The 19,054-nt window shown below is 59.4% G+C and carries 17 protein-coding genes; 9 read left to right on the top strand and 8 right to left on the bottom strand.

What is annotated here, in order from left to right:
• Positions 1-215: 215 nt before the first annotated feature.
• Positions 216-1,202 (top strand): SDR family oxidoreductase, encoded by a 987-nt coding sequence (locus tag HU743_RS19595; RefSeq protein WP_186650654.1) that lies wholly within the window; start codon positions 216-218, stop codon positions 1,200-1,202.
• On the opposite strand, the gene HU743_RS19590 is transcribed toward HU743_RS19595, so the two are convergent.
• From HU743_RS19590 to HU743_RS19575, 4 genes are read right to left on the bottom strand one after another with little or no spacing between them, the layout of a single operon-like run.
• Positions 1,161-2,813 carry an alpha-amylase family protein gene (locus HU743_RS19590; RefSeq protein WP_186650652.1) on the bottom strand — a complete coding sequence of 551 codons (1,653 nt, stop codon included), beginning with the start codon at positions 2,811-2,813 and terminating at the stop codon, positions 1,161-1,163. The genes HU743_RS19595 and HU743_RS19590 overlap by 42 nt on opposite strands.
• Positions 2,803-4,350, bottom strand: coding sequence for an alpha-amylase family glycosyl hydrolase (locus HU743_RS19585; RefSeq protein WP_186650650.1), 1,548 nt, complete (start codon positions 4,348-4,350; stop codon positions 2,803-2,805). The genes HU743_RS19590 and HU743_RS19585 overlap by 11 nt, the downstream gene beginning before the upstream one ends.
• Before the next feature lie 56 nt (positions 4,351-4,406).
• A complete protein-coding gene (locus HU743_RS19580) occupies positions 4,407-4,634 on the bottom strand; it encodes a hypothetical protein (RefSeq protein ID WP_186650648.1) in 228 nt (75 codons plus the stop codon).
• Positions 4,635-4,672: 38 nt separating this feature from the next.
• On the bottom strand, positions 4,673-4,861 hold the full coding sequence (locus tag HU743_RS19575) for a hypothetical protein (RefSeq protein WP_186650646.1): 189 nt from the start codon (positions 4,859-4,861) through the stop codon (positions 4,673-4,675).
• 278 nt (positions 4,862-5,139) lie between these two features.
• Between HU743_RS19575 and HU743_RS19570 the strand changes: the two genes are divergently transcribed.
• The gene (locus HU743_RS19570) at positions 5,140-6,021 is read left to right on the top strand and encodes an MBL fold metallo-hydrolase (protein ID WP_186551359.1); all 882 of its coding nucleotides are present in this window, start codon (positions 5,140-5,142) and stop codon (positions 6,019-6,021) included.
• 33 nt (positions 6,022-6,054) lie between these two features.
• Here HU743_RS19570 and HU743_RS19565 read toward each other — a convergent pair whose 3' ends face one another.
• The 4 genes from HU743_RS19565 to HU743_RS19550 form a co-directional block, all read right to left on the bottom strand.
• Complete coding sequence (locus HU743_RS19565) at positions 6,055-6,219, bottom strand: hypothetical protein (protein WP_186619921.1); 165 nt, start codon at positions 6,217-6,219, stop codon at positions 6,055-6,057.
• A gap of 356 nt (positions 6,220-6,575) precedes the next feature.
• The gene (locus HU743_RS19560) at positions 6,576-7,811 is read right to left on the bottom strand and encodes an aromatic ring-hydroxylating dioxygenase subunit alpha (RefSeq protein ID WP_186619919.1); all 1,236 of its coding nucleotides are present in this window, start codon (positions 7,809-7,811) and stop codon (positions 6,576-6,578) included.
• A gap of 141 nt (positions 7,812-7,952) precedes the next feature.
• Positions 7,953-9,314, bottom strand: a complete 1,362-nt coding sequence (locus HU743_RS19555; RefSeq protein ID WP_186650643.1) for an MmgE/PrpD family protein — start codon at positions 9,312-9,314, stop codon at positions 7,953-7,955.
• 140 nt (positions 9,315-9,454) lie between these two features.
• Complete coding sequence (locus tag HU743_RS19550) at positions 9,455-10,414, bottom strand: LysR family transcriptional regulator (RefSeq protein ID WP_186551363.1); 960 nt, start codon at positions 10,412-10,414, stop codon at positions 9,455-9,457.
• A 367-nt stretch (positions 10,415-10,781) separates the two neighbouring features.
• Here HU743_RS19550 and HU743_RS19545 point away from each other — a divergent pair, with 367 nt between their 5' ends.
• The 7 genes from HU743_RS19545 to HU743_RS19515 all read left to right on the top strand — a co-directional run bounded on the left by HU743_RS19545 (position 10,782) and on the right by HU743_RS19515 (position 18,918).
• Entirely contained in the window at positions 10,782-11,816 is a 1,035-nt protein-coding gene (locus HU743_RS19545) for a glycine betaine/L-proline ABC transporter ATP-binding protein (RefSeq protein WP_186650642.1), read from the top strand.
• 52 nt (positions 11,817-11,868) lie between these two features.
• Complete coding sequence (gene proW / locus HU743_RS19540; protein ID WP_186650640.1) at positions 11,869-12,822, top strand: glycine betaine/L-proline ABC transporter permease ProW; 954 nt, start codon at positions 11,869-11,871, stop codon at positions 12,820-12,822.
• Between the two features lie 42 nt (positions 12,823-12,864).
• On the top strand, positions 12,865-13,887 hold the full coding sequence (gene proX, locus HU743_RS19535) for a glycine betaine/L-proline ABC transporter substrate-binding protein ProX (protein WP_186551365.1): 1,023 nt from the start codon (positions 12,865-12,867) through the stop codon (positions 13,885-13,887).
• A gap of 85 nt (positions 13,888-13,972) precedes the next feature.
• Positions 13,973-15,031 (top strand): helix-turn-helix domain-containing protein, encoded by a 1,059-nt coding sequence (locus HU743_RS19530; protein ID WP_186650638.1) that lies wholly within the window; start codon positions 13,973-13,975, stop codon positions 15,029-15,031.
• A gap of 122 nt (positions 15,032-15,153) precedes the next feature.
• The gene (locus HU743_RS19525; RefSeq protein WP_186620179.1) at positions 15,154-16,473 is read left to right on the top strand and encodes an FAD-dependent oxidoreductase; all 1,320 of its coding nucleotides are present in this window, start codon (positions 15,154-15,156) and stop codon (positions 16,471-16,473) included.
• Between the two features lie 50 nt (positions 16,474-16,523).
• Positions 16,524-17,426 carry a dihydrodipicolinate synthase family protein gene (locus HU743_RS19520; RefSeq protein WP_186650636.1) on the top strand — a complete coding sequence of 301 codons (903 nt, stop codon included), beginning with the start codon at positions 16,524-16,526 and terminating at the stop codon, positions 17,424-17,426.
• A 1-nt stretch (position 17,427) separates the two neighbouring features.
• The gene (locus HU743_RS19515; protein WP_186619912.1) at positions 17,428-18,918 is read left to right on the top strand and encodes an aldehyde dehydrogenase; all 1,491 of its coding nucleotides are present in this window, start codon (positions 17,428-17,430) and stop codon (positions 18,916-18,918) included.
• Positions 18,919-19,054 lie beyond the last annotated feature (136 nt).

Raw genomic sequence — 19,054 nt, 5'->3', positions numbered from 1 at the left:
GCCGGACAGTACCGGCCAGGTTGTGCTGCATGTTCGAAACGCAATAGCCAAACAGTCTATACCCTACGCCGTACGATCACCCGCCCGAAGCGTTGGTTCAGTCGCAGGTCGGTAGGCGGGGATTGGCCTTCACCACGCAGGCAAAAAATCGAACTGTCGGCGTTGACCTGTCGTCCATTTTGTTAGGAACAACCAGACAAAGGGCGGGCAGAACAATGGATCAGCAGAAAAACGATCTGGTGGTGATTTGTGGCGCGAGCGCAGGCGTAGGGCGTGCCACGGCCCAGCGCTTCGCCGCCGGCGGTTACCGCATCGGCCTGCTGGCACGCGATGAGGTTGCGCTGGCCGAGACGTGCGAAGAACTGGCGCAGTACGGCGTCGCGGTGAAGGCCATCAGTGTCGATGTGGCCGATGCGCAAGCCGTGCAAGCGGCGGCGGATGAACTGGAAACGCAATTGGGGCCGCTGCGGATCTGGATCAATTGCGCCATGACCACGGTGTTTTCACCGGTGGCGACACTCACCGCAGAGGAGATCCGCCGAGTCACCGAAGTGACTTATCTGGGCGCTGTCCACGGCACCTTGGCCGCCTTGCGCTTGATGCGCCCGCGTAATCAGGGGCTGATCATTCAGGTCGGCTCGGCGCTGGCCTATCGGGCAATCCCGTTGCAGGCAGCCTATTGCGCCGCGAAGTTCGCCGTGCGCGGTTTCACCGACGCGTTGCGCTGTGAACTGTTGCATGACCACAGCAGGATTCGCCTGTGCATGGTGCAGCTGCCAGCGGTCAACACGCCGCAGTTCGACTGGGCGCGCAACAAGCTGGAAAAGCGCCCGCAACCGGTGCCGCCTATCCACGATCCCGACGTCGCTGCCCGTGCGATTTTTAGTGTTGTGCGGCGTCCACCCCGAGAGTTGTGGCTGGGCATGGCAACGATCAAAGCAATCGTCGGAACCTGTCTGATGCCAGGCCTGCTCGACCGCATGCTGGCGCGCCAGGCCTGGTCTGGGCAGATGTGCAACGAAAGTGACGACGCCGACCGTGGCGATAATCTATACGAGGCGCAGAGCACTGACCTGCACCGCACACGCGGACGGTTTGTCGGCCGCTCGAAGGACTCGGCGCTGGCGCTGACATCGACGCAGGTCACGGCATTGTCTGCGTTATTGGCGCTGGTGTGCGCGGCGGTGCTGTTGCTGTTTTGAACCGCCGTGGCGAAACCAGCGGTAGCCAAATCCGTTCAGTGTCAGCGCCGTGTTGGCGCTGGCCGGCGGAGGGTAAGTGCCGTCTGCGAGAATCTCTTCGAACCCCTGTAGCGCCTGAATCATTGTCTGCTCAAGCGCGGCTGGAGGGTGCCCGAGATTGGCCAGCATGATCGTCGTCGCCTCGCCCTCGTGGCGAATGGCAAAAACCGCCGGGTGCTCGCAGGGTAGCGGGTGCGCCGTGCCGCTGCCGACTTCTGTCAGCACGGCACGCATCTGGAAAATCGCCTGACAACGGCTGAGCAGAGATTCGGGTTTTTCCTGCTGCATCGCGACATTCAGCATTGGGTAACCGAACGGTCCCTGGTCGATCAGCGGCGCGGGAAAATTTTTCGGTGTCGCCCGGGAAAAACCGCCGTTGCGTTCAGCGCTCCACTGCATCGGCGTGCGCACCGCCAGGCGCTCGGGCCGCAGCAAATCATCGCCCATGCCGATCTCCTCGCCGTAGCGGATGATCGGCGTACCCGGCAACGACGCCAGCAGCGCGTGCGCCAGCGCCTGGTGCCGCACATCCCCGTTGAGCATGGGCGCCAGGCGCCGACGAATGCCGCGACCGTAAGCGCGCATGTGCGGTTGTGGGGCAAACACTTGCATGACTTCCTCGCGCTCCTGTTCCGTCAGGCGCTCCAGATCCAGCTCGTCATGATTGCGCAGCCACAGCGCATAACCGGTACCGTCCGGTGCTGCCGGGCGATGTTGCAAGGCGCGCCACAGCGGCTCCGCGCGCGCTCGGGCGAGTGCCAGAAACACGTGATTGTTGAGCCAGAAATCCAGCGCCAGTTGCAAGCGATTGCCCGTGCCGAAGTAGTGGCGGAAGCGCGCCGGTTCGACATCCACTTCGCCCATCAGCAGGCAGTCGGGATTGATCGAGCGGGCGTGCGCCGCCAGCCGCTCCAGCAGCCACACGCCGTGCTCCTCATTGCCGCCGCCGGCCTGTTCGACCGCATGGGACGCCGCATCGAGCCGAAACCCGGCAACGCCCAGGTGCAGCCAGTGGGCGATGATCTGCTCGATCTCCTCAACCACCGCAGGATTCGCCAGGTTCAGGTCCGGCTCATGTCGGTAAAACAGATGCCGATAAAACTGCCCGGCCTGTTCATCCCACTGCCAGATGCTGTCCTCGACGCCGGGAAAGATCGGCTGGTTGCCGTCGTCGATCGGTTCGTCCGCCCAGATGTAGTAATCGCGATAACGACTGGTGCGGTCCTGACGTGCCTGTTCGAACCAGGGATGTTGCTCGCTGGTGTGTTGCAACACCAATTCGAGGATGACGCGCATGCCGCGTTTGTTCGCCTCGTCAATCAATAGACGAAAATCGTCTTCGCGGCCAAAACGCGGTGCGACGACCCGGTGATCGTCCACGTCATAGCCGCCGTCGCGAAACGGCGAACCAAAGATTGGCAGCAGCCAGAGCGCGCCGACACCCAGCGAGCGCAAGTAATCAAGGCGCTCGACGATGCCGGCGAGGTCGCCGCAGCCATCGTCGTTGCGGTCGAAAAACAGTGAGGGATCGATCTGGTAGATCACCGTGGTGTGCGGCCATTCAGCGCTCATGGGCGACTCCTGTGCGACGCAATATGACGGCTTGCAGCGGGCCGACAATCCCGGCAAACGGCCGGTTCTCACCGTGACGATCACTGGCGACTTCGATCAGCCAGTCACCGGCCAGGGCAAAGGTGTGCTCGGCCTCGTCGAAGTTGATGCAGACAATGCGCTCGTCCTCCTCGCAGTGTCGGCGGTACGCCAGCAATTGCGGGTGCGAGGGCAGCTCCGTCCAGTCGCCGACCCGCAAGGCCGGGCTGTCCTGGCGGCAGCGCAGCAGACGCCGGTACAGGTTGAGCGTCGAGTCGTTGGGGTTTTCCTGCGCCTGCACGGCCAGGGCGGCGGCATCTGGCGGGAAGGGCAGCCACGGCGTTTTGCCGGTCCAGCCGTGAGGCGGTTGCGCTGTCCACGGCAGCGGCGCGCGGCTGCCATCGCGTCCGCCGGGGTCGACGCGGGTTTGCGCGGTCACTTGGGTGTCTTCCAGCGCGAGTTCATCTCCCTGAAAAATAAATGGCGTACCGCGCAGGCTCAGCAGCATGACCGCCGCGGCGTGCGCCTTGGCCCGCGAACCGCCGTAGCGGCTGCGAATCCGGCTGTTGTCGTGGTTGGACAATGCCCAGGTCGGCCACGCTTGCTGCTCGCCCAGGCAACGCTCGACCTCACGGATACACAGGCGGAACACCACCGGATCCCAAGGCGCATCGAGCGGCGGAAAATTGAATGACATGTGTAACTCATCGCTGGCGCCGTAATACGCCGCAACCCGCGCGGTCGAGCGAATATTCACTTCGCCGATCAACACACGGTCGCCGGGATAACGGTCGACCAGGCGCCGTAGCCCGCGCAGCACTTCATGGCTGTAGGGCTGATCATTGATCTGCACCATGGTTTCGCCGGCCAGACAGCGTGGGTCATCGGCGAAACTCGGGTCCTTGCCGACGCAATGCACGACATCGATCCGAAAGCCGTCGACGCCGCGATCCAGCCAGAACCTCAGCACGTTGTGCATGGCTTCGACGACCTGCGGGTTATGCCAGTTGAGGTCGGGCTGCTGCGGCAGAAAAAAATGCAGGAAATACTGCTGACTGCCTTCATCCCACGTCCAGGCGCTGCCGCCGTCGATCGAGGCGCGCCAGTTGTTCGGCTGGTCGCGCCAGATGTACCAGTCGCGCTTGGGATTGTCGCGACTGGCGCGCGATTCGACAAACCAGGGGTGCTGATCCGAGGTGTGATTGGGCACGAAATCCATCAGCACCTTGAGGCCGCGATTGTGTGCCTGCGAAACCAGCTGATCGAGGTCGGCGAGGCTGCCGAACAGCGGATCGATGCCGGTGTAATCGCAAATGTCGTACCCGGCGTCGCACATGGGCGACGGGTAAACCGGTGACAACCACAAGGCGCTGACGCCCAACGCCTTGAGGTAATCGAGCCGGCCGATCAACCCGGGCAGATCGCCAACACCGTCGCCGTTGCCGTCGGCGAATGAACGTGGATACACCTGATAAATCACGACGTTTTTCCACCACGTCAAATGCGGTTCGACAGACATGGTCTTCTCCTTGCATTGACTCCCGCTGATGCCAAGGGGCACTTGGGTGCGCAGTTTCAGGGCTGCTGGTAGTGCCCGGGGATGTTGTCGTCTTCGTCGGGTTTGGTGCGTTTTTGCACTTGAACGTCACTCAGGCGCGCGTCCTTGAGTTCAGAAAAAGTGGTTTTGAGCAGCGCTTCGGCCTGTTGGGGATCGAGGGTGTCGCCGTCGTGTTCCAGCGTTCTGTTATCCGGCTGGTTGTCGATGATGAAACTGACGATGTAGCGGTGCTTTTTATCAAACATGAGTGCCGTCCTTTTTCTGATACATCAAAGGTCAAAGCTCAGCGCCTGGCTTGCCGGTCCTGATCGGCCGGACCCGGCTTGACGCGGGCCCCGTCCTGGCGATCGGACTGTTCGCGACTCGCCCGCTGATCATCTGTCAGGCCGTCGCCGTGGTCTTCAATGTGCAGTTGTCGTTCAGGTTGATCGGTGACGTGTTCAGTCGATGTATCGCGGTTACTGGCGGACATGGGCGCACCTTCAGTTGGTGGGTTTGTGCACGCGCGAGGCAGACAAATTTTCTCGCGCTTTTAGTGATGACGCTGCAAGCGGCAGGTTGTTCCCCTGGATTGACTGAGGCGATGGGCTGCAACGTCGATGAGCGGATCCCTGGCACGATGAATGGCGTTTGTGGCCGGGCGGTAGCGGTTCACGGTGCCACACGTCGATTGGTTCGAGCAGTGTCCGTGCGAGCCGGGTCAACCTCAGACGAAGGTCGACAGCGCATCCGGCGCGAGGAAGGTTTGACATGCGTGTGCATCATTTGAATTGCGGCTGTATGTGCCCACTGGGTGGCGCTTTGTTTGATGGCTACAGCCGCGGCCTGACCGCGTCGGTGGTGTGTCACTGCCTGCTGATCGAAACCGCCAGCAACGGCTTGATTCTGGTGGACACCGGGTTCGGCCAGCAGGACGTGCAGCATCCGCAGCGCCTGAGCGGTTTTTTCCGAACGCTTAATAACATTCGCCTGGAGCACCGCTTTACCGCGCTGGAGCAGATCCGTCGGCTGGGCTTCGACGCCAACGATGTGCACCATATCCTGCTGACCCACCTGGATTTTGATCACGCCGGCGCCCTGCAGGATTTTCCACGTGCGCGCGTGCATGTCATGCAGCAGGAACTTCAGCATGCCACGCGGGCGGGTGGCTGGATCGCGCGGCGGCGCTTTGTGCCCGCGCAATGGCGCGATGTCGTGGATTGGGAGCTGTATGCCCCACAGGGCGATACCTGGTTTGGCTTTGATTCGGTGCGCGCGGTGTTCGGCGCCGAAGAAGAGGACATCTTGCTGGTACCGCTAAGCGGGCACACCGCCGGACACGCCGGCATCGCCTTGCGCACTGCCGAAGGCTGGCAACTGCACGCCGGCGATGCCTATTTTCATCATGACGAAGTGCACCTGCCCACACGCCGCTGCCCACCCGGCATGCGGCTTTACCAATACATGATGGACACCGACCGCCACGCACGCTTGCACAACCAGCAGCGCCTGCGCCAATTGGCGGCGGATCAGCGTGCGGCGGTGAAGATCTATTGCAGCCATGATGCGCGGGAACTGCAGCATGCGACCCATCCTGGCAGTGACGCAGCGGCGCGGGCGAGTGGGCAGGTGGATCGGCTTCGGCATTGGTGAAGGTTCACGGTGGTGCCGCGCCAGACGCGCCGATCAGCCCTTGTCTTGTTCTGCGCCAGCGGCCTGGACGGCGGCTCTTTCGCGGCGCCGACGAAGCCAGCTGAACAAGGCATGGACGGGATGTAAAACGGCCGCCAGCACGCCCAGCAGCATGATGATGAAAATGACAATGAGGGGAAGGCTTTCGTGCGAGAACATGGTGGGGTTACTCCTGTAGTCACTATGTCGGAACCCGCAGGGTAGACGCGTCGAAGGCTCATTTCGATGAACGTATGTTCATCCTTGCGCGGCACAATTGTGCTACGGCAGGGCTTGCTGGATATTCGATCGGTTGCGCGACATGGCCTTGTCCGGAGCTGGCGTGGTGAAGCTTGCCGATTTTCACATCGGGGCGCGGTGCTGGTGACGGCGGGTTCGCTACTGTGCGCGCAAGCGACTCGGCAACGAAAGCCGCCTCCACCATCCGTTGAGATGCTGGAGGCGGAGGGTGAACGTCCCGGGATTCAATAGAACAGGCGCTTTACGGCAGCCCTCTACAACTTGAGGCGCGTCGGTCAGCCAACAGATTTCAACGCAATCGGCCCTTTGAGCCGGTCCAGCATCGTCGCGCAATACCAGTCATCGAACTGACACACGCCGGTCTCGGCCGTTTCCGAATACGGGCCGGGCTCGTACGAGGGCGAGGTCACGCCGCGCTGGGTGCCCTCGACCAGCGTGCGGTCCTGATCATTGGTGGCAATCCATACTTTGGTCAGACGTTCGATGTCGTAGTCAATACCTTCCACGGCGGTGTTGGGCACCAGCCATTTGGTGGTGACCAACGTCTGCGTGGCGCTGATTGGCAGAACGCGGAAACTCAGCGCGTGGTCGCCGAGGAAGTGATTCCAGGTGGAGGGGTAGTGGAAATACAGCAGCGCGCCAATGTCCGCTTCGGTGGTCTTGTCCAGGCGACCGGCCACGGCAGGTTTTCCGTCCATGGTGTAGCTGACGGCACCGGATGACAGGGGAATGCGTGTCATGCGGAACTGGCCGTTGATATCCATGACCAGCCGGCTTGGCAACCCGGCCTTCTCGCACTTGGCCCAATAGGCCGACAGCTCGGGGTCATCTTCGCCACTGATGCCACCCACCGAAAGATTGTCGACGAACGAATGCAGGAGTTCGGGGTGGGAACCGTCGCAGTGATAGCACTCGCGGTTGTTTTCGAAGACCAGTTTCCAGTTGCCTTTCTCGATGATGTTCGACTCGAACGCGACTTTGCAGTTTTCAAGATAATGCGGCGCGATGAAAGGGCTGACGGCTTTGCGGAAACCGTCGAACTCAGGGGCTTTGGCGGCGACGCAGACGTAAATGTAGGTATCGACGATCTCGCAGTGAACGCTTTTCAGGTTGTATTGCGACTTGTCGAAATCCTGGCCCATGTTGCCGGCAAACAACAAGTTGCCATCCAGCTCATAAGTCCACTTGTGGTACGGGCAAACCATTTTCGCGACTTTGCCGTGGTCGGCTTCGCAGATTTTTGCGCCTCGGTGACGGCACGCGTTATGGAACGCGCGAACCTCTCCATCCTTGCCTCGGACGACGGCGACGGGATAGTCACCGATCTGCAGAGTGAAATACTGCCCCGGCTTGGTGATTTCGAACGTGTGGCCGGCAAAGATCCACTCCTTGTGCCAGATTTGCTCAAGGTCCTGACGGTAAACGCTCTCACTGCTGTAAAGCGCGCCCGGCAGTGAGTGCCACGGTTTGCGCTGTGCGATCAGGTCAAATACGGATTCGTTGTTGTTCATTGTTATCCTCCCGGGACATCAATCTTGTGCGGTCACCTTTAACCGTGACTTTTAAAAATCAGCCATCGATAGAACTCAGCCTATCGGGCGCGGGCTGATCATCACAAACGACATTTGCTAGGGGTTATCGATGATGTGTAGTTATGAGTGATTGGCTAGCGGCAAGGCCTGAACCGCTTGGAAAACTGCATCGAGGGCGCTAACAGCGCAGTTCGCTTGAGCGATGTGCCTGATCGTGGTTTTCAACGCATCACTGCGTTGATGGCCGAGGCCACGGGCGAACAGATCAAACTTTTCGTTCAGCTCTTCAGCGCTCAAAGGCGATTCGGGGTCGCCACGTGCGGCGGTAAGCGGACTCACCAGCACTGTGCCGTTCTTCAGCGTGACGCTCACTCGGGAGAGGATTTCGTCAGGGAATCGGGCCGAGATATCAGCGGCTTCAACAATTTCGATGCGGCGGCTCAACGCCAGAATATCCGCCGCGAAAATGGCTTCACCGGTGACTTCTTCCGGCCCCACTTTACCCCTGACAAGCAGCGCAGCGAGTGGAAAGGCAAGGGCGTATTGCGCCTGATCGGCATTACGCGGTGTATGGCCCTGTAAACACATCGACTCGTAGAATGTTTCCACGCGAAGGGTTTCAATCCAATCGGCATCGAGCAGTGGATTTTCACGCCGCAGCTCAAGCATCGCAGTCAGCGCCGGTTGTGCCCAGCGGCAGACCGGCCAGGGCTTGAAGTACTGACTGTCGATCTCCCAGCGGCCACCGATATCGACCCAATGTTCGGCGACCGTGACGTCTTCCACCGTTTCTGCCGGCGCACCGGTGATGCCTGCCATTGCCATGAACAGCGCGTTCAAACCGGTAAAGGCCCCAGCGCCGTGGGCGTCGCGCAGCATCGTCGGCGCTTGCACCACGCGCATCATCGGACAACGCGCGCTGAAGTACTCGGCGATGCCCAGGGCGTGGCGAAACGTCGATTCATCCAGACCCAGCAACCGTGCTCCGGCGCAGACAACTCCGACCGCCGAGAACCCCCCGGATGCGTGATACGTCGGCGAGGTCGCCATCAATGCAGACCCGGCCCGCAACGCGGTTTCGTAACCGATGCACAAGGCAGTCAGTAACTCACGGCCGGTGATTGACTGGCCTTGATGATGCAGCGCATCGGCAAGCGCCAGCACGGCAGGCACCACGGTGGCGCCGGCGTGGCCCTTGGATTTGAAATGGCCTTCATGGGCGTCGAGGCTGTCGGCACTGAACCCGCCGGCCCAGGCTGCGCCGAGCACGTTGACACGCTGCCCGCCGAAGATCAGACGGCTGTTATAAACGCCTGTCGGGTAATGTTGCTGGGCAAAGCGCCGCATCGCGACAGTGGTGTCATTGCTGGCCGCGCCGGCCATGACGCCAACGATATCCAGCAGACTGTCTTGCACGATTGCTTGGGTGTTGCGCGGAGCATCCAGAAAATCAAAGTGGCGACAGAATTCGAAGAGTGACATTCAGCAAGCCCTTCCAGTGAGTTGAGCCGGGCCGGTCTGAACCGGCGGCGCTCAACAATGAGTCAGGGCAGGGCGCCGCTCCAGCGACATTTTCGTCGGGCAATTGATAACCAAAACGCCCGAACGAGTGGCGGGTTGAGTCAACGGCGGGGAAACTTCGTCAGGATCCATTCACGAAAGCGCCGCAATTCATCTTCATTGTCCGAGTTTTCTCGACAGCTGAGGTAATGCCAGCTGTTGCGCAACTGCACCTGTTGCTCGATCGGTCGCACCAGCAGGCCTTGCTGCACCAGCGAGGTGACGAGGTGATTCCAGCCCAGGGCGATGCCCTGATGGGTGAGCACCATGCTGATCAGCAGGTTGTAATCGTTGGCATTGAAAATCTGTGGGCTGTTCGTCGGCCGGTCGTCGATATCGATGGCCTGAAACGCCAGCCACACCCCCCAGTCGACGTGTTCGGCGACTTGCGAGCGGCCGTACGGGCTGAGGTTGAGCAGCGCCGAATCGCGTACACCTTCAATGGTCGAAATCTCCGGGTGCTTCTCCAGGTACTGCGGCGTGCACACTGGATAAATCACATCGTGGCACAGCGGATAGCTTCTATAACCTTCGCGGATGCGTGAAATCTTGGTGATGAAAATGTCCGGCTGCACGCCGGGTTCCATGGTCAAAAAATTCTGCGTGGTGATCAGGTTCAGTTCGATGTCCGGGCACTGGGCGAAGAATTCCTGCAGGTGGTTCGACAGCCACAGTGCGGAAAAGGCCGGTGAGCAGCAGACGGTCAGCACTTTTTTACTCGATTGGCTGCTGCGGATGCGTTCGGCGGCCTGGGCAATGTTAACAAACGAGAGCTGCGCGGCATCAAAGAACACCGCGCCGGCGGCGGTCAATTCAACTGCACGGCCCACGCGGGTAAACAGTTGCGCGCCCAAATAGCTTTCCAGCTCGCGAATCTGTCGGCTGATCGCAGCTTGAGAAACGCATAAAGCCTCGGCGGCACGGGTGAAGCTTTCGTATTTGGCAGCGGCGACAAATGCCTTTACAGCCCTCAAGGAAGGCATTTTCAGCAAGATAGTGTCAGGGTCGACATGCTTGGTCATTCGTACACTCTCCTAACGATAAAGCTCCCCAACGAAGCGCGAGGAGGGTAACGGAACCGACCGCGGACGGCCACGCCAGCGTCGTTTTGGGAATAGACCCGGTCGCTGAGGATGCGAGGCAGCCGATCCTTCATGGCCGCGTCGCAAACCGATAACCCGACGTTATCAAATTGTCCCTGTAAATGTAGTTGGATTAAGCGGGGCGATGCTAATAGATTTGCAACATCCCTTTTTCCTGGGTCCCCAAAAATAATAAAAGGAAGCCCGTCGTGAAAACATTTCTTCATTACCGCTGCCGTTTAAAAACAGTTTCGCTGATTTGCTTGTCGTGCAAAGCAAAAGAGGCGCGACGCGAAGGAGGCAAGGTATGACAAGTTCCGACGAGATCATCTGCGTAAAGAATGTTTTCAAAGTCTTTGGTACGCAGCCGGCCCTGGCGATGAAAATGATAGAAGAGGGCGCCTCGAAAGCCGAAGTATTCAAAAAGACCGGTCAGGCAATTGGTGTTTTCGATGCCAACTTCTCCGTTCGTCGAGGTGAAATCTTTGTGATCATGGGATTGTCCGGCTCCGGCAAATCGACCATGGTCCGATTGTTCAACCGGCTGATCGAACCGACCTGCGGCCACATCTTTCTCAACGGCAAGGAGATCACCGGTCTAGCCGACAAGGACTTGCTGCAGGTCCGGCGCAAGGACATGGGCATGGTCTTCCAGTCGTTCGCGCTGATGCCGCACATGAGCGTCATCGATAATGTCAGTTTCGGCCTGGAAATCAGCGGCGTCAGCGAGAAAGAGCGCTACTGCCGCGCGATGGGCGCGCTCGAGCAGGTCGGGCTTACAGGTCAGGAGTTCAGCTTCCCGCATCAACTCTCCGGCGGTATGCAGCAACGCGTCGGTCTGGCCCGCGCCCTGGCCAACGACCCTGCCATTCTGCTGATGGATGAAGCGTTTTCGGCACTCGATCCGATGATTCGCAGCGAGATGCAGGGCGAGCTGATCAAGCTTCAGGCCGAGCAGGATCGCACCATCATTTTCATTTCCCACGACATTGAAGAGGCGGTTCGCATCGGTCATCGGATCGCGATCATGGAAGGCGGACGCGTGGTGCAGATCGGCACGCCGCGTGAATTGCTGTGCAGTCCCGCGAATAAATATGTGCGCGACTTCTTTAATGGCTTCGACACCAGTCGAATATTGAAAGCCGGCGATATAGCACAGCAGGACTCCAATGTTGTTTATCTGCCAGGCAATCAAGCAACTATCAGGGCCGAAGCTTCATTGCGCGACATCTTTCATATTGTCGCTGCCTCGGCAACACCGATGCCGGTGGTCGACGAAGTTGGCCTTTATAAAGGTTCGATTTCACAGGGCCATTTGCTGAGCTGCCTAAGTAACAGCTGAACACCGAAGAGTCAGGATTGATAAAAGCAGTTTTTGCGGGCGAGGTAGCACCATGTCAGATTTCAATATTCTGGATCCATTCCACAGCATCAATATACCCTTGGGCTCGTGGGTCGAAACCGCACTCAAATATCTGGTCAGTAACTTTCGCGAAGTCTTCCGCTCGATTCGCTGGCCGGTCGACCAGGTTCTGGATGGCGTGCAGTGGGGACTGCTTTCGGTGCCTCCCACGGTCTTCATCATCATTGCCGGACTGATCAGTTGGCAGATCGGCGGCAAGCGTATCGCCATCTTCAGCATCGCGACGCTCACTGGGCTTGGCCTGATCGGCGTATGGAACGATGCCATGGTCACGCTGGCCCTGGTGCTGACATCGCTGTTGTTTTGCGCAGTCATCGGCATCCCGCTGGGCATCCTCTGTGCACGCAGTGATCGCACCGAAATGATCATCCGTCCGGTGCTCGACGCCATGCAGACGCTGCCGGCGTTCGTTTATCTGGTGCCGGTGGTCATGCTCTTTGGCATCGGTAACGTGCCCGGAGTGATCGTCACCATCATCTTCTCTGTCGCGCCGTTGGTGCGGCTGACCAACCTCGGCATCCGCCAAGTGCCTGCCGACAAGGTCGAGGCTGCACGAGCGTTCGGCTGCACGGCCACGCAAGTGTTGCTGAAAGTGCAGTTGCCGCTGGCGGCGCCGACGATGATGGCCGGACTCAACCAGACGTTGATGTTGTCGCTGTCGATGGTGGTGGTCGCCTCGATGATCTCGGTCGGTGGTTTGGGCCTGATGGTGTTGAGCGGCATCGGTCGTCTCGACATGGGCCTGGCCAGTGTTGGCGGCGCCGGGCTGGTACTGCTGGCGGTGTTCCTTGACCGGCTGACCCAGGCCATGGGTGAACGCAGCAGCGATCTGGCCACCGGTCAGCGCTGGTATGAAACCGGCCCGCTGGGGCTGGTGATGAAGCTCAGGAAAAAGAAAACCGTTGCACGTCCGGTGACGAATTAAGTTGGCCTGCTCACCCCTCAAACATTCCAAGCGTGGTGAAAAATGAAACTGACAAATCTGAAGAAAAGCCTGATTGCGAGCCTGGTGGCTACGGTGTTCGGCACGGTGTTGGGCTCGGCGGTTTACGCAGCAGACGCCAACAAACCGGGCGCCGGCGTGTCGATCACACCGATTTTCCCGAGCATCGCCGAAGAGCGCTTCCGGGGTGAGGTCGTGCTCGCCGGTCTCAAGGAACTGGGCTATGACGTCAAGCCGCCGAAAGAGGTCGACTATCCGGCGATGTTCCTCGCGCTCTCTTACGGCGATGCGGATTTCACCGTGCATGAATGGGAACACCTGCACCAAGCGTTTTACGAGAAGGCCGGCGGCGATGACGTAATGGTCAAGGTCGGGCAGATCATGAAAGGCGTGCTGCAGGGCTACATGATCGACAAAAAAACCGCCGAGGCCTACCAGATCAAGGATCTGTCTGACCTGAAGAAACCTGAAATCGCCAAACTGTTCGACAGCAACGGCGATGGCAAAGCCGACCTGACCGGCTGCAACCCGGGCTGGGGCTGCGAGATCATGATCGAGCACCACATGAAAGCCTACGGCCTGGGGCCGACCGTGGTCGATAACCGCGGCTCCTACTTCGCGCTGATGGCCGACACCATTGCGCGTTATCAGCAGGGCAAGCCGGTGCTGTTTTTCACCTGGGTGCCGCAGTGGATTGCCGGCGTGCTGGTGGAAGGGCGGGACGTGGTGTGGCTGCCGGTACCGTTCACTGCGCTGCCCGATGGCAAGGACAGCAAAGAGACTTTCCATGACGGTAAAAATCTCGGATTCCCGGTGGACACCGTCAATGCCGTGATGAACAAGGAGTTCGCCGAGAAAAATCCGGTAGCACGCAAGTTTCTCTCCGAAGTCAGCATTCCCACCAGCGCTGAGAGTGCGCAAAACCTGCGCATGCAAAACGGTGAAAAGTCGCTCGCCGACATCAAGCGTCACGCGGCCGAATGGATCAAGGCCAACCAGCAGGCCTACGACGGCTGGTTGAGCGATGCACGTGCGGCGGCAAAGTAATCGGTTCGACTGCACGTGGCGGCGGGTCAGCCGGTCGCCACTGTTCGCGCCGCGGGTAAGCGTTCAGGCGAGTGAGTAACGAAAGATGGAAACCTTTCAGAGTCCGTTGAAGCAACAGAACATCCGGTTTCGACAATCCACGTCGGTCCCGGGACGTGAACGTGTCGTTCGGGTGGCCTTTGTTCTGCTCGACCATTTTTCGTTGACAACCCTTTCCACGGCGATGGATGCGCTGGTCACGGGTAACCTGATCAATGGTGAGACGCTTTACCAAGTGGCGACCTGCTCGCTCAAGGGCGGGCTGGTCGAAAGCGATATCGGCGTGCCGGTGTCTTCGCAGAGACTGGTCGCGGAAGGCTTAACTCATGATGCGGTGATTGTGGTCGGCGGTCAGCGTGTCAGGCTTGCGTCTCAACCGCTGCTGCGCCGAGTGCTGAAAAAAACTGCCAGCAAAGGCATCGTCGCCGGATGCTGGAACGCCGCGTTCTATCTGGCCGATGCCGGGTTGCTGGACACTCATGAGTTTGCCTGTCACAGCGACAGTTGCGCTTTGATCAGCGAATATTTCCCGCGGTTGAAGGCGTCCGGTCTCGACTTCATCTGCGCTCAGCGCCGAGCCACTTGTGCCAGTGCTCATGCAGCGCTGGGTATGACCCTGGCGATCATGCAGGAACTGGGCTCGCGGAGCGATGCTGCACTGGTCGATGAAATCAAACGGCTTCACCAGCCTGGACAGGGCGAGCCTGCGATAACTGCCGAGAGTGTTCGTCCGGCAGCGATTCCAAAGCCGCTGAACATCGCCCTCGACCTGATGGAAAACAACATTGAGGAGCCGATGGAAATCGATGAGATCGCCAGTCAGACCGGCGTGTCCCGCCGGCAGCTGGAAAGACGGTTTTCCCGCTACCTCAACGCAGCGCCGAATCGGTACTACCTGGAGCTGCGGCTGACTCGGGCTCGACAACTTATTGTGCAAAGTGACCGGTCGCTGACAGATGTAGCGCTGGCCACCGGATTCATCAGTTATCCGCACTTCTATAAGCGTTTCAAGGATCTGTTCGGCTTATCGCCCATGACCTTCAGGGATTATTACTACGCCAGCGATTGTGCCAGCCGCGGACACGCCCTGGCTGCCAGTTCCTGAGTCGAACGGTTAACCCTGACGATAGGGAAAAAGCCGGTTTTGCAAGTTTTCCAAACAACGCCACTGCGTGCGTTTGCTGTGTGCCGCGTGCGTTTTGCAACTTCAACGAATAACGGTTGAACATTATGAAAGTCAGTTCATTGCCTGCCGATGATGATAGTTGTGGCTGGTTTCATCTGAGCAAGCCGCGCAGTCCCCAGCCCGCGCACCGCGGCCACCGTTCGGCGCGCTGGGTGATTATCGGTGCCGGTTTCACCGGACTGGCCTGCGCGCGGCAACTGGCGTTGAATTTCCCCGGCGACGAAGTGGTACTTGTAGAAGCTCAGGAAGTAGGGCTGGGGCCTTCAGGTCGCAACGCCGGTTTTGCGATTGATCTTCCCCATGATATTGGTGCGGATGATTACATCGGCGACATCGCACTTGCCAGGACCAGTCTGAAACTCAATCTGGCCGGACAATCGATACTTCGCGGGCTGGTCGATCAATTCAATATCGACTGTCAGATGAAAGCGTGCGGTAAGTATCAGGCGGCGGTGGAAGATCGCGGTGTTGCGGTACTTGATGCCTATCGACGCGGCCTGGAAAAACTCGATCAGCCATTTCAAATGATCGATGCCGAGGAATTGCCCGAACATCTGGGCACGCGGTTTTACCGCCAGGCATTGTTCACTCCGGGTGCCGTATTGCTGCAGCCGTCCGGCCTGGTGAAAGGTTTGGCCGATCATTTACCGTCGAACGTCACGCTGTATGAACGTACGCCGATTCTCGAAGTGGAATATGGCGCCAAGACCCTTCTTAAACACGCCCACGGCAGCATCACCACCGACAAACTGATTCTGGCGAATAACTCGTTCGGCATGCGCTTCGGTTTTCTGCAGGGGCGCATGTTGCCGATCTACACCTACGCGAGCATCACTCGACCGCTGGCGGATGAAGAACAGGCGCGCCTGGGCGGCAAACCTTTCTGGGGCGCGATCCCGGCAGATCCGTTCGGCACTACCGTGCGCCGCACGCCGGATAACCGCTTGCTCATTCGCAACAGTTTCACCTTCAACCCCGATGGCCGTAGCAACCGCAAATACAACGAGCGTTTCGTTCGTCGGCACAAGGCCTCTTTTGATCAGCGCTTTCCGATGTTGCCGAACGTGACCTTCGACTACACCTGGGGTGGCGCGCTGGCCATGTCGCGCAATCACAACGGCTTCTTCGGTGAACTGGCGCCGAATGTCTATGGCGCGCTGGGCTGCAACGGGCTCGGGGTGACGCGCGGAACTGTCACCGGCAAGTTGCTGGCCGACTGGCTGGGAGGGCAGCGTGACGAACTGATCAATTTTCTGCTGCAAACCCCGGGGCCCAACAGCAACCCGCCAGAACCGTTCCTTTCGCTTGGGGTGAACATGAACCTCAAGTGGGGGCAGTACCGCGCCGGGAGAGAGAGCTGAACCTCCTGTTGCCCGAGTATTTTTTACATTGAACCCCTGGAGAAAACGCGATGAACTTTGATGGAATTTTTACCCCGGCCATTACCCCGTTATCCGCCGATGGCCAGCTCGACTATTCGGCCTTCTCCGACGTGATCGAGTACCTGATCGAGTCCATGGTTCACGGCATCGTGATTGGCGGTTCGACCGGCGAGTACTATGCGCATACCGCTGAGGAGCGCGTGGCAGTGGCCAAGCGGGCAAAAGAGGTGATTGGCGGGCGCTTGCCACTGGTGGTCGGCACTGGCGGCATCCGCACTGAAGACTCGGTGTACTTCGCCGAGAAGGCAAAGACACTGAAAGCGGACGCGATTCTGGTCGGCTCGCCGCCCTATGCCTTGCCAACTCAGAAGGAGATCGCCGCCCACGTGCTCGCTGTCGACAAGGCCGCCGGGCTGCCGATCATGCTGTACAACTATCCGTCGCGCATGGGCGTTGCGATGGGCGATGAGTTTTTCCAGGCCATTGCCGGTTGCAAGAACATCGCTGCCATCAAGGAAAGCTCCGGCGAAATGAGCCGTCTGCATCGACTGGCTCACGCACATCCGCAGATCCAGATCTCCTGCGGCTGGGATGATCAGGCGCTGGAGTTTTTTGCCTGGGGAGCGCGCAGTTGGGTGTGCGCCGGTTCGAACTTCATCCCCCGTGAGCACATTGCGCTTTACGAAGCCTGCGTGATCGAGAAGAACTTCGATAAGGGCCGTCGGATCATGTCGGCGATGTTGCCGCTGATGGATGTCCTTGAAAGTGGCAAGTTTGTCCAATCGATCAAACATGGCAGCGAACTCAGCGGTCTGCGTGCCGGTGGCGTTCGTGCGCCCCTGCAGCCGCTGGAACCTTGCGAAAAGGACGAACTGCAGAGCGTGATCAAAACCCTGCAGTCGAACGTCGCGCGCATCATCGAGGAAGCTTGAAATGGCAGACTTGCTGAGTAAAGAGCAATACCGTGAGCTGGCGGCGACGCTTGAGTTTCGCCATCAAGCGTTTATCAATGGCAGGTTTAGCGCCGCAAAGTCGGGCCAGACCTTTACCACAACCAACCCCGCCACTGGACAGGTCCTGACCGAGATTGCCGCGTGCAATGCCGATGATGTCGATGAGGCCGTCGCGGCGGCTAAAGAGTCGTTCGAAGACGGCCGCTGGCACTCATTGGCGCCGTCAGCCCGTAAATCGGTACTGCTGCGTTTTGCCCGGTTGCTGGAGGACAACGCCCATGAACTGGCGGTGCTCGAAAGCCTGGACAGCGGCAAACCCATTCGCGAATGCCAGAACATCGACGTGCCGGAGACCATCCACACATTGCGGTGGCACGCCGAGCTGATCGACAAGATTTACGACGCGACGGCGCCCGTCGGATCCGGGGCCGTCACCATGGTTGTGCGCGAGCCGATTGGCGTCGTCGGGCTGGTGTTGCCATGGAACTTCCCGCTGCTGATGCTCGCCTGGAAAATCGGCCCTTCGCTGGCCGCAGGCTGTTCGATTGTGGTCAAACCGGCCAAGGAAACCACGCTGAGCACCTTGCGCGTGGCCGAACTGGCGCATCAGGCAGGTATTCCCGCCGGTGTCTTCAACGTCGTGCCCGGCGGCGGCAAAGAAGCGGGCGAACCGCTGGGGCGTCACCCCGACGTGGCGATGGTCAGCTTCACCGGTTCGACCGACACCGGGCGGCTGTTCCTCAAATATTCCAGCGAATCCAACCTCAAGCGCATCGTGCTCGAATGTGGCGGCAAGAACCCCGCCGTCGTGATGAATGATGTCGAAGATATCGACCTGGTCGCCCAGCACGTGGTCAACGGTGCGTTCTGGAATATGGGCGAAAACTGCTCGGCCTCGTCCCGCTTGCTCGTTCATACCGACATCAAGGACGAGCTGTTACAGCGTGTGCAGGTGCATCTTGGCGACTGGAAAATGGGCGACCCACTGGACCCTGAAAACCGCTTGGGTTCGATGATCAGCAAAGCGCACTTCGACAAGGTACGGTCTTATCTTGACGTGGCCAGGGACGAAAACCTCAGCGTACTGGCGGGCGGCAATACGACTAACGATATTTTCGTCGAGCCCACCATCATCGATGGCGTGAGCCGCGACAGTCGCCTGTTCCAGGAAGAAATCTTCGGCCCGGTCTTGAGCGTCACCACTTTCCGGACGGTAGACGAAGCCATCGCTCTGGCCAATGACACTGCCTATGGTCTGGCGGCCTCTGCGTACACCGGCAACCTGCGCCATGCACTGAAACTCTCGCGTGGCATCCGCGCCGGGATTGTCACGGTTAATTGCTTCGGCGAGGGTGACGCTTCGACGCCGTTCGGCGGCTATAAAGAATCGGGATTTGGCGGCCGCGACAAATCGATCTGGGCGCACGACCAGTACACTGAAATAAAGACGATATGGATTGATGCATCCTGAGGCCAGAGCGTCGGGGAAGCTAAACCGCAACAAACGACAAAGCCCTGATAATCAGGGCTTTGTCGTACATAAGACGCTCAAATCTTCCAAGCGCAGGATTACATTCTTTCGCTCGCGGCCTCTGCAGAACGATAGC

Origin of the sequence: Pseudomonas sp. SWRI99, from assembly GCF_014270125.1 — a bacterium.
In the GTDB taxonomy this organism is placed as follows: Bacteria; Pseudomonadota; Gammaproteobacteria; order Pseudomonadales; family Pseudomonadaceae; genus Aquipseudomonas; species Aquipseudomonas hamedanensis.
This window is presented reverse-complemented; position numbering and strand designations above follow the sequence as displayed.

Bases quoted from the DNA above. Each gene is read 5' to 3' on its own strand.
- HU743_RS19560 (WP_186619919.1), bottom strand. From the start codon at position 7,811: ATGAACAACAACGAATCCGTATTTGACCTGATCGCACAGCGCAAACCG.
- HU743_RS19575 (WP_186650646.1), bottom strand. From the start codon at position 4,861: ATGTCCGCCAGTAACCGCGATACATCGACTGAACACGTCACCGATCAA.
- HU743_RS19565 (WP_186619921.1), bottom strand. From the start codon at position 6,219: ATGTTCTCGCACGAAAGCCTTCCCCTCATTGTCATTTTCATCATCATG.
- HU743_RS19595 (WP_186650654.1), top strand. From the start codon at position 216: ATGGATCAGCAGAAAAACGATCTGGTGGTGATTTGTGGCGCGAGCGCA.
- HU743_RS19545 (WP_186650642.1), top strand. From the start codon at position 10,782: ATGACAAGTTCCGACGAGATCATCTGCGTAAAGAATGTTTTCAAAGTC.
- proX (WP_186551365.1), top strand. From the start codon at position 12,865: ATGAAACTGACAAATCTGAAGAAAAGCCTGATTGCGAGCCTGGTGGCT.
- HU743_RS19555 (WP_186650643.1), bottom strand. From the start codon at position 9,314: ATGTCACTCTTCGAATTCTGTCGCCACTTTGATTTTCTGGATGCTCCG.
- HU743_RS19585 (WP_186650650.1), bottom strand. From the start codon at position 4,350: ATGTCTGTCGAACCGCATTTGACGTGGTGGAAAAACGTCGTGATTTAT.
- HU743_RS19580 (WP_186650648.1), bottom strand. From the start codon at position 4,634: ATGTTTGATAAAAAGCACCGCTACATCGTCAGTTTCATCATCGACAAC.
- HU743_RS19530 (WP_186650638.1), top strand. From the start codon at position 13,973: ATGGAAACCTTTCAGAGTCCGTTGAAGCAACAGAACATCCGGTTTCGA.
- HU743_RS19570 (WP_186551359.1), top strand. From the start codon at position 5,140: ATGCGTGTGCATCATTTGAATTGCGGCTGTATGTGCCCACTGGGTGGC.
- proW (WP_186650640.1), top strand. From the start codon at position 11,869: ATGTCAGATTTCAATATTCTGGATCCATTCCACAGCATCAATATACCC.
- HU743_RS19515 (WP_186619912.1), top strand. From the start codon at position 17,428: ATGGCAGACTTGCTGAGTAAAGAGCAATACCGTGAGCTGGCGGCGACG.
- HU743_RS19550 (WP_186551363.1), bottom strand. From the start codon at position 10,414: ATGACCAAGCATGTCGACCCTGACACTATCTTGCTGAAAATGCCTTCC.
- HU743_RS19590 (WP_186650652.1), bottom strand. From the start codon at position 2,813: ATGAGCGCTGAATGGCCGCACACCACGGTGATCTACCAGATCGATCCC.
- HU743_RS19520 (WP_186650636.1), top strand. From the start codon at position 16,524: ATGAACTTTGATGGAATTTTTACCCCGGCCATTACCCCGTTATCCGCC.